Below are 14,547 nucleotides of genomic sequence, written 5' to 3' on the forward strand. Positions count from 1 at the left end.
ACCAAACAATTTCAATCCACGAAAACGATTGTAACGACAATTTAAATTATCTAAATAAAGAAGGTTGTTATTTTCTAATTTCCAAAAAAAATAGAATTACTGCTCGACATGAGTGCCGCGAGGAATTTGCCATATTTTTTACAAAAAAAACTAAAAAAATAGGATTTGGGTCTTATCATTTAAAAGTTAAAAAACTCAATTTGTTCTTTCAGGAAAGAGAGGCAAAACTTAATCTTTTGACTAAAACAGTTTTTTATAAAACTCAATATAAAAATGAATATGACGAAATTGAAAAAATAGATAATTTTGTAGTTATCGAGCCATCCCCGTTTTGGCTGGAAACTTCAACGTCTCGCGGACTATTTACATTATTTGTCCGAGCGAGTTCATTACATTATAACAATAATTTTTTAGAATCATTAAAAAAATACCATTTGACAGAAAAATGTATCCCGGCGATCAATCATTTTTTAGAAGGAAATACAAAACCAAAATTTAAAAATCTAATACATAGAAATGCTAAATATAATTTTGGGAAATATGATGATCCTGATGGCGAATACGGGAGACATGGCGGATTCGTTCAATTTTTTGCCAACAGAACTCAAGAAGAATTAAATAAATTACTTGTAAAACAGTAAAACCTTAATTTGAGTCAGTAAAAACTTTCTCAAAAATGACTTGACAAGTCGCATTTTTGAGATACAGTATTGGCGTCCAGAAAATCAGTTTATGAAAAAACAAGATTTAACAAAATTATCTAAATCCGACGAATTATCTATCTTGGCAATCCAAGAAGAAGTTTTAGAAGAATTAGAAAAAAAACAAAGTTTGTCCCGCGATAACGGACGATTTCAATTTAACCAATATTTATTGACAACCGACAGGCGCAAACAAATTAGAAAAAGCGCGGACAAAATACTAGAAAAATATAGATTCCAATTAGTAAATGCTGCCGCTGAAATGGTGGATTATGACAAAGATGGGTTAATTAATTTTATTAATATAAATCTTCCGGCCCGTATAAAACAAGACAATGAAGAAGAGGAATACGAAGAATATTTAAGGTTAAAGAAAAAATTTGAAAAGTAAACAAAAAAAGTAAACAATAAATAAAACAATATGAAAAATAAAAACAAACTAACAATCCAAAACCTGCGGAGAAATGGTAATAAAGTAAAAGTTACACACCTTCGCAGGGTATCAGTTAATCGTCAATTCATCAAAGATTTATCTAAGCCCCAATATCAATATGTAAAAAAGGGCGAATTTAATCTTCCCCCGGTTACAGTTTTGGCCCCGCAAGTTATTTTAAGTAAAGGCGGAGAAACACAACTAACCGTAGATTTAGCCAATGGTAAACATTATCAAGTTAATACTATTTGCTCGAACGCTGAACCATATTCTAAAAAGCGCGGGCTATATATTTGTTTAACTCGCTTATTTTCCCAAATGGAAGAAAACGGAGATATTTAAATTTAACAAAATCCAAAGTAGCTAAATGGTAAAGCGCGAAACTGTTAATTTCGTCATGTGTAGGTTCAAGTCCTACCTTTGGAGCCAATTTCTTTCAATCTAATAAAAAATCAACAAATAAAATAATAAAAATATGAACAAACAAACAAAAGAACTAAAAAAACTTGGACTCAGTTTAAGAGTTAATCCCGGCGTAGCAGTAGATAATCAAAATAAAGGTCATAATCACTTTACAATTATCGAAACAGAAAAGCCACCGTGTCCCTCAAAACGTAAAACTCCGTGGAAAGGCTGCAAATCTGCCCGCGATGGTGTAATTTACCCAGAGGAATGTAAACATCGCGCCCCTAAAAATTAAATATTTTATTAAAAAAATAAAATAAAAAAAATTAACCCTCCCCCCATAACCTTTTTATGCCAAAAAATAATGGAACTAGGAACTTTTACAATTATAATTGTGGTAATTTTAATGTTATTTAAACGATAGTTTTTTAAAAAATGTAAAAACTTAATATAGAATATGAAATTTATAAATTTTATATATCATAATTCGATCTAAATTTAAATCAAATAAAAAAGTATGTTAAAAAATTGTGATTTACAAAAAAATGATGTTTTACTATTCGTAGAATTTGGAGAAAATTATAATACAGAATACGAAAAGATTGTAAAATTCTTGGACAGACAACACGGTAAGGAATACGGTAATTTTTTTTGTAAAACAATCTATTCAAGTGAATTATTTTACAAAATTGAAATTGTTTTTCTCGGTGAATCCGGGTGGACAAAAAAAACAAAAACCGAATTCGCCTTAGTTGGTATGAAGTTTCCGAATGGAGTTAAAATGAATTTAAATGTTCAAACTCGTTATTTAAAAATAAAAGAAAGAAAATCTAAACATTTCTTTACGAAAATTTTTATGCAATTTTAATAGTAAGATTTTTTAATATATAAAAAAAGAATATGGTCAAATATATCAACTACAGTATTCATAATTTCTTGGATTCAAGTAAAAATTTAATTTCCCAATATAAGCTAGAATATGTGGCTTGTTTTTCTATTTTGTTTGACAAATCAATATATTCCACGAGAGATGTTAAATATTCTTGTTCTAAAATAAAAGTAGAAAAAGTCTTAAAATTTAAAGAACAACTTTACAATAATTTCGCACCTTTTGATTCATTAAACCCCAGCGGTGCGGGCCATGTAAATTATAATTGTAAAATACGTCTGAATACACAAGGTTTATTTAGAAAAAATTCGATTTTATCTCTAAAAGATATAATTATTTGGTATTCAGAAGTTTTGAACAGTTTCGGTCTAACCAATAATATAGAAGCTATTTCCGAGGATTACAAAAAAGTAACATTTAAAGTTTTTTATTATCAAAGTATAATGAAACTAATGGTTACTTTAGCCGCGCTGAGATATTTGGAGGAAGATGGATTTCCCAAAATGATTAAATGGTTTTATTCAAATAAAGATTGGGCCGCCGGAGATAAAGAAAAATTATTTACTTTGTTTCAATTATGTCATTATTCTATATCGGGAAACGAAAGTATAAATTCCAATCACGCCTTAACAAATAAATTCATGGATGATTATTATGGTGGATCAAGTAATTTCCCCGGATTGATAAATTTAGAGAATTTAAAAGAAAATACTGGCGAAAAGAAAAGTTTCTTTCTTAACGGGTCTTTTGATAGTAAAAATCCAGAAGTTTTATTAGATCACAAAAAACAAATCGAAGTAATTAAGTTACTGAAAAATTCAAAAATTGATGAAGCTGTAAAGATTTTATCTGTTAAAAAGTAAAAAGGCAAACTTTTACTTGACATTAAAGTTTTGTCTGCTATCTTGTCGGTAGTATGGATAAAATTTTTAACAAAACAATAGAATTGGCCCGCGCAATGTATCCGGCAGAATTTGGGAAAAATCAATGTCGTTGTTTTCATGTATCTGCGTTATTTAACAAAAGTAGATTATTGGCGGTAGCTGAAAATAAGCAAAAAACAAACCCAAGAAATAAATTTAATTTAAAATCTTTTGATATTGGGGCGAAAAACACTTGTAGTGAAATGGCTCTTTTTCTTAGAGTCAAAAATAAATTTGACAAATTAAATTGGCGGAAAGTAGTTATGGTTAATTGTCGAATTGATCAAAGGGGAAATATTAGAAATTCCAAGGCTTGTCCGGCCTGTCAAAATTTGATTAAATATATTGGACTTAAATATTTATATCACACAACTGAATCCGGGGAATTTGTTAGACAAATAATTTATTAATTTTAAATAAATAAAAATAATATGAACAGAGAGATTAAATTTAGAATTTGGGTGGACGCGATAGGAAAAGGAGAAATGGTATATCCTAAATATATAACTTTACATAAAGATGGTTGTATAGAAAGTGATAGATTTTTAGGTGGAATTGCTATGCAGTTCACCGGAATTAAAGATAAAAATAGGAAAGAAATTTACGAGGGAGATATTGTAAAATTCTATACATATCATCATCAAAATAAAATAATTGATACTGTTCATTTTTCAGAGGGACAATGGGAAATGAAAGAGTCTTGCGAATCATTATTTAATAGTTTGTGGAACCAAAACAAAGAAGGGGAAATTTGGCTGGAAGTAATTGGAAATATTTTTGAAAATCCAGAATTATTAAAATAAAAATTATGACTAAAGAATATAAAATTGGACAAATATTTGAAAATTTTGAACTTTTAGCTGTTAATGCTGAAAATTCACAAATAAGTATTGCGCCCTATGGTTCAGACGAAGGCGAATATTAGTATTTTTTTGGATGAAAAAAGTAAAATAACTAGAAGTATTTTAGTTGATCCGGGGTTAAAATCTTTTTCAGAATAACATTTGACACTTCCAAAATTTCAGCTATACTAATACATTCACAACAACAACTCGGTCAAAACTAAAAATTAAATAATAACAATATGCCTCGTAAAATCGCACTAACTACCGGACCTTCCATTTTTCAAGAAAATGTTCACGAAATGATTGAAAATTATTTTGGGTGGAATTATATTTATTGCCTTAACAACAATAAAGAAAATTTGGACGAATTGGTAGAAAAATCAGATATTTATTTCGGCGGCGGCGGACGGGATGTTTTCCCGGCGACTTATGGTTCTTCACTATTAAAAGGTGAAAACATGGAAAATTTCGACCGCATGAGGGATTTGCGCGAAATTTATCTAATCAAGAAATTTATCGAAGCCGGGAAACCAATAGCGGGCGTTTGTAGGAATTTCCAGCTTTATTGCGCCAGTTTTCTAAAATTAACTTTAACTGATATTAATTTTGCAAATTCCACCATTGTTCATAGCGCGTCGTCTTCTGGAATTAAATTGAATGATGACGAAAAAGAATTTGTTCATACAATTAAACTTCTGGAAAATGGAGAAGATTATTGGATAAACAGCGCGCATCACATGGGTATTTTTTTACCAAAACACCAAAATATTTCCAATAATATAGAGATTGTCGCTACGGCGGAATTAGGTGGAGATAAAAATCCAAAAATTATTGAGTGGATTAAATGTGAAAAACATAAAGCTAACTTCTGTCAGTGGCACCCGGAGGTAATATGGAAAACCAACGAAGCTAGTCAAATGTTTTTGGAACAAGTAAAAGAAATGGTGGGTTAATCAATTAAAATAAAATTATGAAAATACAAACTAAAACCAAATTAGATTACGGTCAAATTGTAGATTGTGTTTTTGAAAAATGGAATCCGGGCGAAATTAATAAAGGGAAAGTAATAGGAATTAGTCTATGGCAAAATCAACACATGCGCCCGCGAGCTTTTATGATAAATTATACAATCGAGCCATTAGAATGTAGTGGATTTGAACATGATAACGAAGAAACCATTCCAGAATGTCATATTAATACCGAAGAAACACCGAGAATTACAATTTAAAATAACATGAAACTCCAAGATTTAAACCTAGAAGATTTACTTAAAAAATCAGATATTGTCGAAATTATAGATTTTGACTCCAAAATTCGATATTATACAGATTTTAATATTCACAACAATAAATGTTTAGTTTTCTGGCGAGACGGACATTATTCTTTTTCTATTATGCTTGATGAAGAAATTATCTTGGCTAACGAAAATACTCAAATTCAAACAGTTGACGAGGAAAATATGAAAGTTTATATTACTTTTAATAAATTCCGTCCGATTGATTTGAATTGTCCGGCGGAAGTAAATAATGAAGGTTTTTCGTCTTTAGTTATCGCACCTTAACAAATAAAAAAAATGAATTTAACAAATCTTAAACTTAATTTGAAAAATAAACTTCACGGTCTTTTTAGTAATATTTTACCATTAATTCTGATATTGTCTTTAATTCCGATAATAATTTTTGTTTATATCGACGGAACAATGAAGGGATTTAAATTCGGAGAATCCACCGGAATTAAACAAACTACTACAAACTATCAAAAAGATTTAATTGAACGTAATTTGGCCGTTTATGATGGATTAACCGGGCAATGGACAATGCTTGATTCAAATCAAATAGTAAATAATTTAATCAAAAATAAAAAAATCAATATCAATAGTTTTACTCCGATTGGGGTTTCAGGAATTAAGGAATGTAATTGTATTGATAACAAAGATAACAAAGATAAATTATTTGATTTTGAAGCTGCGGAAAGATTAGATTTGAATAAAATTGCCACTTTAGATAAAAAATCTTTAAGTAAAAAATCTAAAAAGTAGTTTTGGAAAAATGAAAAATATTAAAGATAAAAAAGCCGAAATCAAGAAAAATAAGGCTAAAATAAACTTTATTAAAAAGTCTCAGGGTCGAAAACCACCGATTCCACAAAATCAGGTGATCCCCGACAAAAGCAAAGAACAAATTAGAAAAAATAAATTCAATAACGGAATTAAAGAATTACTAAAAGAAGAAGAACGAAGCTATGATTTAATGTGTCGCCCGGACGGTGGACGGGACGGATCGGGAATGAATATACATTAAAAATCTTGTGTCATGCAAACTAAATATACGGAAAAACAAATTTTAGCCCGCCAATTATATTGGGAGTTAGATGAAATCCGCGAAAAACAAAGAAAATTAGGAGTTTTTAAATTGAATCCGCCGATTCAACGCGGATGGGCGCGTCAATGGCTTTTGCGTGCGGACATTTTAAGAAGTTCCGATGGAAATAGATATTTAAAAATTCTTCCTTTTGTACAAAACAGTCAAGTTTCTCGCACCACAGATTTTTCTGGAAGAAATGAATTAAAACTAAAAACCATTTCTCTAAAACAAAAAGATTTGTTGGATTGGCCGGAATTCTGGTGGGATAAATATTTTAATTATATTAATGAAGAATACGGTTATCGAACCGGGGTGGAATATAAATATAACAAATGTTATTCTATCAAAAGACCTTATCTTTTTGAAATTGAAATCGTTCCTAATTTTATAGAATATTTGCCAATTATTGATCCCCAGCTCGAATCCCGCGAGAAAGAAATTTATAATAAAATTGAAAAAAAGAATTTGTGGACGGTGATTGATAAATTTTTGTTTGGCTCGATGGGGTATAAAAGGGATGAGTGGAGTCTTTCTTTGGATAAAAACAAACAATTATTAAAAGAATTGGAACAGGAAGTCCGGGCGGAGTTAAAAAGTTAAAAATTGGACTTGACAGTTAGAAATTTTACGGTATATTGACTTAGCAAATTGAAGTGTGCCTGATACTGGTTAATAGGACTTTCCTTATAAGAAAGAATATGAGGGTTCGATTCCCTTCACTTCTACCATTTTTAACAAACTATCTAAATTATGAAAAAACTACTAAAATTGCTTATAAAATTTTTCAATTCCTGTGAAGGTCCGCCGATGAAAGTTTGTAATAATTGTGGATATGATAATTTAGGTTATTTTAATATTAAAGAATGTCAATGTTGCGCGGCTAAATTTAATGAAAACCCAACTAACTCAATATCAAAATATTAAAATTGGAGACAAAATTTTTACTAATGGTAAAGATAATCATGCTTTTAGAAAGTTAAATTTCCAAGAAATTGAAACAGTTAAAGAAACTTTGACTTACAAAAGTTGCAGCGATAGTATGTTGACTTTGATTACTTACGAGTCCGGCAATCAAACCTTGGGAATAATTGATAGATTTTTAGAAGTTGTTAATTAAATATTTAATTATGTTCGCACCCTGACCGAGAGGATTCTTTTTATGATTACTAATATGTTACAACCAAATATGCAAACTAAAATACTCCCTTATAAAAACCGCACAGGTTACGCCTGTATCAATATGACACTTGCCGGATTTGGTGTTACTACTAATCGTGGATGTATTCAAAGAACCTTTAAAAGTAAAGGAATTAAATATGTTAGTAAACTTGCCTTAGCAAATGTTATTGATTTGGAAAAAGTAGTTTATTGGAATGAAAAGAATGGTTTTAAGTTTTATCGTATATCGTCTAATCTTTTTCCTTGGATGTCTGAATATGAATTTACTGATTTACCTGACTGGTCAGAAATTAAAATAGTATTGCAAAGAATTGGAAAAGCGGTTACAAAAGATGTCGGCGCAGGACAAAGATTAGAATTTCATCCAAGTCATTTTACTATTCTAGCTTCACCTAATTCTAAAACGGTAGAAAAATCAATTAAAGACCTTAATCAACATAGTCAGATTTTCGATGCTATGGGTCTTGAACCTTCCCATTGGAATCCGTTAAATATTCATGTCGGTGGTTCTTATGGCGATAAGGTGTCTGCGGCTAAACGCTGGTGTGAAAACTTTAATAAACTTGATAATAATACTCGTAAAAGAGTTGTAGTTGAGAATGATGATAAAGCAAATATGTATTCTGTTAAAGATTTATATGATTTGGTTCATTCATCCTGCGGTGTTCCAATTACTTTTGATGTTTTTCACCATACATTCTGTAAAGGTGATTTATCAGCAAGCGAGGCTGCTCGACTTGCAGCTTCTACTTGGAAAGATGCGCCGATGGTTATTCACTGGAGTTCATCAATGAAAATACATGAGGATTCCGAATCAAAATCAGTGGCACACGCCAATTATATTTATAACAAACTAGAAGATTGGTCAACTAACGGATGGTTTATGTGCGAGTCAAAAGCAAAAGAATTGAGTGTGCTTGAGTATTGGGCAAAGGGTCATCGCCAATAATAATAAAGTTAAAACTACGATTAAAATTTTGAAATAAAAAAAAGACTTGACAAGTGGGTTTTATAGAGTATGATATTGATATGCAAACTTTTTTAATTTCACCGGATTATTCTGAAACGTCTAAAATTTTAGATTATCGTCGTTTAGGAAAACAAAGGGTCGAATGTTGGCAAATTTTAAATATTCTTTTAACTTTAAAAATACATCCTAATACAAAACTAGCATGGATGAATCATCCGGCGGTTTTAATGTGGAAAGGTTACGAATATCAATTATGTAAATATGGTATTGAAATTTCCAAAAATTGGATAAATCGTGGATATAAGGATAGTATGTTGCCGAAATTTCAGTCTTGGCTAAGACGAATCAATTATTTTGACAAAGAATATCCAAAATGGTTTAAAAATGAAAAATTCTTCTCAGCCCATCGGGCGGCTTTGTTATTTAAAGATAAAAATTACTACAAAAAATTTAAGTGGAAAGAAAAAGCTAAATTGGAATATATTTGGCCGATCAACTAACAAATAAAACAATCATTAAAACAATAAAATAAAAATATGAGTAATTTTAACCTAAAAGAATTGATTGAAAAAGTAAAAGTTTGGGCAGACAAAGACGCAATCAAAAATATTTGGCAGGACAAGCGGGGATTATCAATTCCAGTAATGACGGAAAATACAAGTAAATACAATCTTTCGTGTTGTTCACTTTTTCAATTGCAAATTAATTCCGACGCACCTATCTACGAAATTATTTACCAAGTTGAAAGAGCAAAACAAGAAAGTTTGCTTCGCTGGGAACCGAAAACTCGTTGTTCTGGCGAACGGGCGTGTTTCACAATTTGTACTCCAGACGAACAAGAATTAAAAAATAAACTAATTGATTTAGGTTTTGTGAAAACTTATACTTTTCCCCGCCGAAATGGTTATCCGCCCGGATTATTGGAAATGTATTGTTTGTCGTGGTAATTGATTAAAATAATATGAACCCAATCAAATTATCAGTATGTATTTTATTGGCTTGGACAGCGACAATGATCGTAGGGATAATTTTAGTAATTTGTGAAGTAATTTAAAAAATAATGGTAAAAAGGTAGAATTTAAAATTTCTTGTATAAAAATCAGCGGAAGCTAATAAAAACAACATATTTTTTTTTAATTTAGTGTAAATATTGGTATTGAAAAATTAAATATCAAATAAAATAATATGAAAGATAACAATAATTCGCGCGAGGATCGGGAGATCAATTTCCCAGCTCGATACAAGAAAAATATTAAAAATTTACGAGGTTTTCGTGAGAGTTTAGCTGACGAAGAGAGTATGTCAGAAATTAAAGAATTCGGTAATGAAATTAGTATTGCAGATATTTGGGATAATCCGGGGGACGATATTAGCTAATTCTTTCAAACAAAAATGTTAAGTTATTTACCATTAAAATTAAAATCTATGATTTTATCATTAATATTTTTTATTCTTCTGCTTTGTATGGTTTTTGGCAGACGAAAACGTGGTTAATTAAATTAAACAACTAAAAATCCCCAATACCGCCCGAGGATTAAATCCGGGCGGTATTTTCATTTAAACAACAAAGCAAATATAAAAAAATGAGTATTAGTTTTAAAACTAACGAAATTTTACTTTGGGGCGATCTTCATGGCTTAGATCGTGCTATTTACATTCTAAACTCAACGCTGAACATAGATAATCAAACAATTTTGATGCTTGGAGATTTTGGCTTGGGATTCTCCAGCCGAGAAAATGACGATGCTCGTTTAAAAAAAATAAATATTCTATGCATACAAAGAAATATTTTATTATATGTGATTTCTGGTAATCACGATAATAAAGATTTCTGGCGCAGGGGTTATGAATTTTCTAATTTATTTTTAATAAAAGATTATACTCCGGCGATTTTCCCTAATAAAAAAACTGCATTATTGGTTGGCGGCGGGATTAGTATTGATCGTTCTTCCCGCCGGGAAGGATTGGATTATTGGTCCGACGAAATTACTATTTATGTAAAACAAAATGAACATTACGACTATTTGTTTGCCCACGACTGTCCAAATTATTTTAATAATTCCACGGAATCTTTATGGAGTTCGCCGTATCAGGATTTTTTACGGGACGATCCAGATTTATTTGAAGATGCTTTGGATCAAAGAAATGTTATTGGGCAAATAGTTGAGGATATTAAATGTGAATGGTGTTTTTCCGGACATTTTCACAACAATGTTAAAGAAGAAAAAAATGGAATAAAATATCAATGTTTAAATATTGAAGAATTATTTATTTTCGATTCAAATATTTTTTAAATTTCTAAATATTCAATATAATATAAAATTATGAATTTCTTCGACTGGTTAAAACAAAATAATTGTCATATTACATTTACTGAAAGTCAAAGTAATTATTGGCATGTAGAATTACATGGCCCCGTAAAATTTCTCAATAAAAAACAAAATATTTACTATAACCCTAGATCATGGGGATTTAATAAAATCAACTCTATCAAAAGTTTAATTTGTTTAATTAATATTTTTGATTTGCATTTTACCTTAGAACAACAAAAAACTGTAATATTTTTTTCGAGAACTGTTATTATGGGGGAAAGAATTTATTTGCCGTCAAAATTATATTTCCCAGATTTAAAAGAAGAAACTAATAAATTGGCTAAATTAAAATGGGAATCCGCCGGATGTCCCGCCGGGATGGACGAAAAATTTTGGTTAGAAGCGGAAAACGAAATTATTTCTAATTTAGTAGTTGGCTAATTTTCGTTAAAAAATAACAAAAGTCAAAAATTTCGTTTGACAATCACTTCTCTTGTGGTATATTGTAACCGACCAACAATAAATCTATGAAAACCAAGAAATCCAAAGTTGTCAAAAAAGTAAAAATTACTAAAGTTAAGCCTGAGTTTAAGGTTAATAATAAAGTCAATAATAAAACTAAAAAGGTAATTCGGGTGGCTTCAAAGTCTAATTCCAAGAAAAAATTTAGTTTTGTTAAACCGCAAGGAATTGATTCTGGCGAAGTTACAAATAAAGAAATTGTTAAAGAAAAAACTTTTATTCTTCGGTCGCCTATCGTTAAACCAGTAGTAAAACAAGAAAATAAAGTTTATTCTACAGACCGACAATTTAAACAAAGATTAGAATTTTTGAGTCCGGGGGAAACTTTTGAAATCTTGTCTCTTAAAAATATCAAAAGAAATGGTGTTTTTCTGTTTTCAACCCCGGCGGCAAGTTTAATTAAAATTGACAATTATGACCAACACAAAGAAATCTGGAATAATAATTGTCGGGAATATTGTGCTAATAGTGTGGAAGTAATTGTTACTGGAAAAGTCAATTTAGTTACATCAAATAGTGGAATTATAGATGTTGAAGGTTCAATAGAAATAGATGAATTGGGCGAAACTATTCAAAGAAAACGCGGACGCAAGAAACTTCATGCCGCTGCGCCAGCCGCGCCAGAATTGGATAGTAATGGAAATAAAATAATTAAAACTCGCGGACGTAAGGCTAAGGATTACAATATTATTCTACCGAAAAAAGATTGGACTATTAAACAGGCGGCGGAGTTGAATAAAGTTGAAAATCATACGATTGTTAATTTTATGAACAAACAAAAGAGTTTGGGGGTAGAATATAAAATTGTTAAACAAATTCCGCAACCTAGTGGGCGCGGCAGGCCAACCAACGTATTTAAAGGTGTTAAATAATTAGAAAATTAAGTGGTATCTGAGTCTAATAATTTATTAAGTTTTTTTAAACGAGAATAGTAAAACATGAAACTTCCCGAATTAGATCAACAAAGTAAAATTAATCCCCGGCGATGCCCGACTTGCGGGCGCAAAAATTCAAAGTGTGAGATTCAAAGAATTAGCTTACATGTTGCACAAATTCAATGTAATTTAAACAAAGTTCTGACACAAGAATTAATTCTTAGACCTGTAATAAAACAATGAAAGGAAATTCCCAAAGCATAGCATATAAATGTATATTTATTGTTTGGGTTACAACAACTTTGTTATGTCTTTTGATAAAAGGATGCGCCGATATTTTAGAAATTAAAGAAAAAAAGGGATTTAAAATTCTAAATAAAGAATTTGTAGAGAAATAATAATTTTTAAAAAAAAATGGATTTAAATCTTTTAATCCCACGAAATAAAAAACTTGATAAAAACTTTCAAGAATTTAAAAAACTTGGACAATTACTAAAAATTCAATCCGCGCGGGAAAAACAAAAAGATTTAAGTCAGTGGGCCAAAATTATTTTAAATCATAAACCACAAACTAACTGAATTAAAGTATTAACAACAAAAAACTATGAAAATTACCCTAGAAAAAACAATTAGACTTCTTGAAGAATCTGCCGGGATTATTACAGATAAAGGAATTACTTTTCCAACAATTTACTCTAATTATAGAGAGTTTGACACAGATTATCCTTTCTTTTTAGAATTTGAATTTACTGATGACGATGGGCTTTTTAAGTATCGGTTCTTTGTTGACGATAATTTAGAAGCCGAACTTGTCGGATCAAGTATTTTTCTAATTGATTCAGAAGGTTCACTTATTGAAATTACATTGTTGGAAAATTGGGATGCCGAAAACTATTATTAGTATTTTTAATAGTTAAAATATGAATAAATTTATGCAAAAAATCAAAAACTTTTTTAATAAAATTGTAAATAAAATCGTAGATTTTCTCGCCCCAGAGGGGTATGAAGATAAAAAGGGATTTCATTATGGTAAAAATCCGCACGATCAATAATTTAAAAATGTGGATAAATATCCCAATTCTAATTCCGTCGGCATTGGAAACCAACTCCAAACCTTTGAATTTAATCCTTTGACTGGAGAAGTAATTTGTAAATCAATAAATTTGGATCAATATGAGGAAATTTTTCTAAATAATTTGATTGAAGCGGCTGAAGAAATTCGTGATTTTCCTGATGCCTTTATGTTTTATCCTGTAGATGAAAGTCAGTATTTTATATAAAAAATATGTCTGAGTTTTTAGGGGGAAAAACTGCATTGGGTGAAACCCAAGTTTCTATCACCGAAATAAATAGTTTACAAGAATTGTCAGTCGGAGTAATTAATTTATATCCAATTAATTCCCCAGAACAATCTTTGGAGTATAGAAAAATTTTAATAAACCATGACAAAGAATTAAGTAATATTTATGGAGTTAAACCGAAATTGGAGAAAATTTTTAAGGAGTTGGGATTGTTGGATTAAACAATTTTAAAATAAAAGTTAGAAAACTTCTTGACACTAAGAGTTTTTCTGCTACAATATCCTATATGACTACTCAAAAACTCAAAAACTACCGCATTGGTTTTTTTAATCAAAATGATGAAACTGTATTTGTTAAAATCCGCGAAGTTAAAAATCCGGCAGATAAGAAAGCAAATTTTGCTGAACGTAAATTTCTAAACAAAGAATTTAAAAATGTTTGGAAGGATATGGGTGTTAGATTGGTAAATAAACAAACTTTGGCAAAGAGGAAGAAAGAAATGCTTTCTGATATTAAAACTAATTATAAGATAAAATTCAAGAAGATTGTTTTTAATTAAATAATTTAATAAATAACGTGGCTGTAACCGAGGGAAGCTTCTACCTTCCTAACCGTAATTGGAGTTGCAAATGCAGGTTCGATTCCTGTCGGCCATACCATTTAAATAAATAAATAATATGAAATGGAATGAAGTTATTCAGGAAATGACAGCAAACAAAAAGAAAAATAAATTAAAATTCAATACTATTCCCGTCAAACCGGGGGATTTTATTTATCTAAATTACATGGATTTTGGGGATAAATTTGTTCTTTGTCGGGCGGAAGCTGG

At 30.1% G+C, this 14,547-nt stretch carries 26 protein-coding genes and 1 tRNA gene; all 27 read left to right on the top strand.

The window, feature by feature from the left end; translation table 11 throughout:
• The coding region (locus ACKVOD_RS04850; RefSeq protein WP_409208346.1) for a hypothetical protein at positions 1–641 on the top strand (641 nt) is incomplete at its 5' end.
• A 91-nt stretch (positions 642–732) separates the two neighbouring features.
• Positions 733–1,092, top strand: coding sequence for a hypothetical protein (locus ACKVOD_RS04855; RefSeq protein WP_409208347.1), 360 nt, complete (start codon positions 733–735; stop codon positions 1,090–1,092).
• Positions 1,093–1,122: 30 nt separating this feature from the next.
• Positions 1,123–1,476 (top strand): hypothetical protein, encoded by a 354-nt coding sequence (locus tag ACKVOD_RS04860; protein WP_409208348.1) that lies wholly within the window; start codon positions 1,123–1,125, stop codon positions 1,474–1,476.
• 11 nt (positions 1,477–1,487) lie between these two features.
• Positions 1,488–1,563 (top strand) — tRNA-Asn (locus ACKVOD_RS04865).
• Positions 1,564–1,609: 46 nt separating this feature from the next.
• Positions 1,610–1,834, top strand: coding sequence for a hypothetical protein (locus ACKVOD_RS04870; RefSeq protein ID WP_409208349.1), 225 nt, complete (start codon positions 1,610–1,612; stop codon positions 1,832–1,834).
• A 222-nt stretch (positions 1,835–2,056) separates the two neighbouring features.
• Positions 2,057–2,407, top strand: a complete 351-nt coding sequence (locus ACKVOD_RS04875) for a hypothetical protein (protein WP_409208350.1) — start codon at positions 2,057–2,059, stop codon at positions 2,405–2,407.
• Positions 2,408–2,439: 32 nt separating this feature from the next.
• Positions 2,440–3,291 (top strand): hypothetical protein, encoded by an 852-nt coding sequence (locus tag ACKVOD_RS04880; protein ID WP_409208351.1) that lies wholly within the window; start codon positions 2,440–2,442, stop codon positions 3,289–3,291.
• Between the two features lie 491 nt (positions 3,292–3,782).
• Positions 3,783–4,154, top strand: a complete 372-nt coding sequence (locus tag ACKVOD_RS04885) for a YopX family protein (protein ID WP_409208352.1) — start codon at positions 3,783–3,785, stop codon at positions 4,152–4,154.
• Between the two features lie 281 nt (positions 4,155–4,435).
• Positions 4,436–5,149 carry a gamma-glutamyl-gamma-aminobutyrate hydrolase family protein gene (locus ACKVOD_RS04890; RefSeq protein ID WP_409208353.1) on the top strand — a complete coding sequence of 238 codons (714 nt, stop codon included), beginning with the start codon at positions 4,436–4,438 and terminating at the stop codon, positions 5,147–5,149.
• A gap of 17 nt (positions 5,150–5,166) precedes the next feature.
• The gene (locus ACKVOD_RS04895) at positions 5,167–5,424 is read left to right on the top strand and encodes a hypothetical protein (protein WP_409208354.1); all 258 of its coding nucleotides are present in this window, start codon (positions 5,167–5,169) and stop codon (positions 5,422–5,424) included.
• Between the two features lie 6 nt (positions 5,425–5,430).
• A complete protein-coding gene (locus ACKVOD_RS04900) occupies positions 5,431–5,757 on the top strand; it encodes a hypothetical protein (RefSeq protein WP_409208355.1) in 327 nt (108 codons plus the stop codon).
• A 12-nt stretch (positions 5,758–5,769) separates the two neighbouring features.
• A complete protein-coding gene (locus ACKVOD_RS04905) occupies positions 5,770–6,234 on the top strand; it encodes a hypothetical protein (RefSeq protein WP_409208356.1) in 465 nt (154 codons plus the stop codon).
• Between the two features lie 10 nt (positions 6,235–6,244).
• Positions 6,245–6,496 carry a hypothetical protein gene (locus tag ACKVOD_RS04910; RefSeq protein WP_409208357.1) on the top strand — a complete coding sequence of 84 codons (252 nt, stop codon included), beginning with the start codon at positions 6,245–6,247 and terminating at the stop codon, positions 6,494–6,496.
• A 12-nt stretch (positions 6,497–6,508) separates the two neighbouring features.
• A complete protein-coding gene (locus tag ACKVOD_RS04915) occupies positions 6,509–7,159 on the top strand; it encodes a hypothetical protein (protein ID WP_409208358.1) in 651 nt (216 codons plus the stop codon).
• Positions 7,160–7,448: 289 nt separating this feature from the next.
• The gene (locus ACKVOD_RS04920; protein WP_409208359.1) at positions 7,449–7,676 is read left to right on the top strand and encodes a hypothetical protein; all 228 of its coding nucleotides are present in this window, start codon (positions 7,449–7,451) and stop codon (positions 7,674–7,676) included.
• Positions 7,677–7,745: 69 nt separating this feature from the next.
• Positions 7,746–8,687, top strand: coding sequence for a UV DNA damage repair endonuclease UvsE (gene uvsE / locus ACKVOD_RS04925; protein ID WP_409208360.1), 942 nt, complete (start codon positions 7,746–7,748; stop codon positions 8,685–8,687).
• A 53-nt stretch (positions 8,688–8,740) separates the two neighbouring features.
• Entirely contained in the window at positions 8,741–9,208 is a 468-nt protein-coding gene (locus ACKVOD_RS04930; protein WP_409208361.1) for an MSMEG_6728 family protein, read from the top strand.
• 36 nt (positions 9,209–9,244) lie between these two features.
• Positions 9,245–9,655 carry a hypothetical protein gene (locus tag ACKVOD_RS04935; protein WP_409208362.1) on the top strand — a complete coding sequence of 137 codons (411 nt, stop codon included), beginning with the start codon at positions 9,245–9,247 and terminating at the stop codon, positions 9,653–9,655.
• A gap of 238 nt (positions 9,656–9,893) precedes the next feature.
• Positions 9,894–10,085, top strand: a complete 192-nt coding sequence (locus ACKVOD_RS04940; protein WP_409208363.1) for a hypothetical protein — start codon at positions 9,894–9,896, stop codon at positions 10,083–10,085.
• Positions 10,086–10,291: 206 nt separating this feature from the next.
• Positions 10,292–11,002 carry a metallophosphoesterase gene (locus ACKVOD_RS04945; RefSeq protein WP_409208364.1) on the top strand — a complete coding sequence of 237 codons (711 nt, stop codon included), beginning with the start codon at positions 10,292–10,294 and terminating at the stop codon, positions 11,000–11,002.
• Between the two features lie 30 nt (positions 11,003–11,032).
• Positions 11,033–11,461, top strand: a complete 429-nt coding sequence (locus ACKVOD_RS04950; protein WP_409208365.1) for a DUF2934 domain-containing protein — start codon at positions 11,033–11,035, stop codon at positions 11,459–11,461.
• Positions 11,462–11,547: 86 nt separating this feature from the next.
• Positions 11,548–12,414, top strand: coding sequence for a hypothetical protein (locus tag ACKVOD_RS04955; protein WP_409208366.1), 867 nt, complete (start codon positions 11,548–11,550; stop codon positions 12,412–12,414).
• A 607-nt stretch (positions 12,415–13,021) separates the two neighbouring features.
• A complete protein-coding gene (locus ACKVOD_RS04960) occupies positions 13,022–13,318 on the top strand; it encodes a hypothetical protein (RefSeq protein ID WP_409208367.1) in 297 nt (98 codons plus the stop codon).
• Between the two features lie 19 nt (positions 13,319–13,337).
• The gene (locus ACKVOD_RS04965; RefSeq protein WP_409208368.1) at positions 13,338–13,469 is read left to right on the top strand and encodes a hypothetical protein; all 132 of its coding nucleotides are present in this window, start codon (positions 13,338–13,340) and stop codon (positions 13,467–13,469) included.
• 9 nt (positions 13,470–13,478) lie between these two features.
• On the top strand, positions 13,479–13,697 hold the full coding sequence (locus ACKVOD_RS04970; protein ID WP_409208369.1) for a hypothetical protein: 219 nt from the start codon (positions 13,479–13,481) through the stop codon (positions 13,695–13,697).
• A 5-nt stretch (positions 13,698–13,702) separates the two neighbouring features.
• Positions 13,703–13,939 (top strand): hypothetical protein, encoded by a 237-nt coding sequence (locus ACKVOD_RS04975; protein WP_409208370.1) that lies wholly within the window; start codon positions 13,703–13,705, stop codon positions 13,937–13,939.
• Positions 13,940–14,004: 65 nt separating this feature from the next.
• Positions 14,005–14,277, top strand: a complete 273-nt coding sequence (locus tag ACKVOD_RS04980) for a hypothetical protein (RefSeq protein WP_409208371.1) — start codon at positions 14,005–14,007, stop codon at positions 14,275–14,277.
• Positions 14,278–14,547: the final 270 nt, after the last annotated feature.

The sequence above is a fragment of the Flavobacterium sp. genome (assembly GCF_046155325.1).
GTDB lineage: Bacteria > Bacteroidota > Bacteroidia > Flavobacteriales > Flavobacteriaceae > Flavobacterium.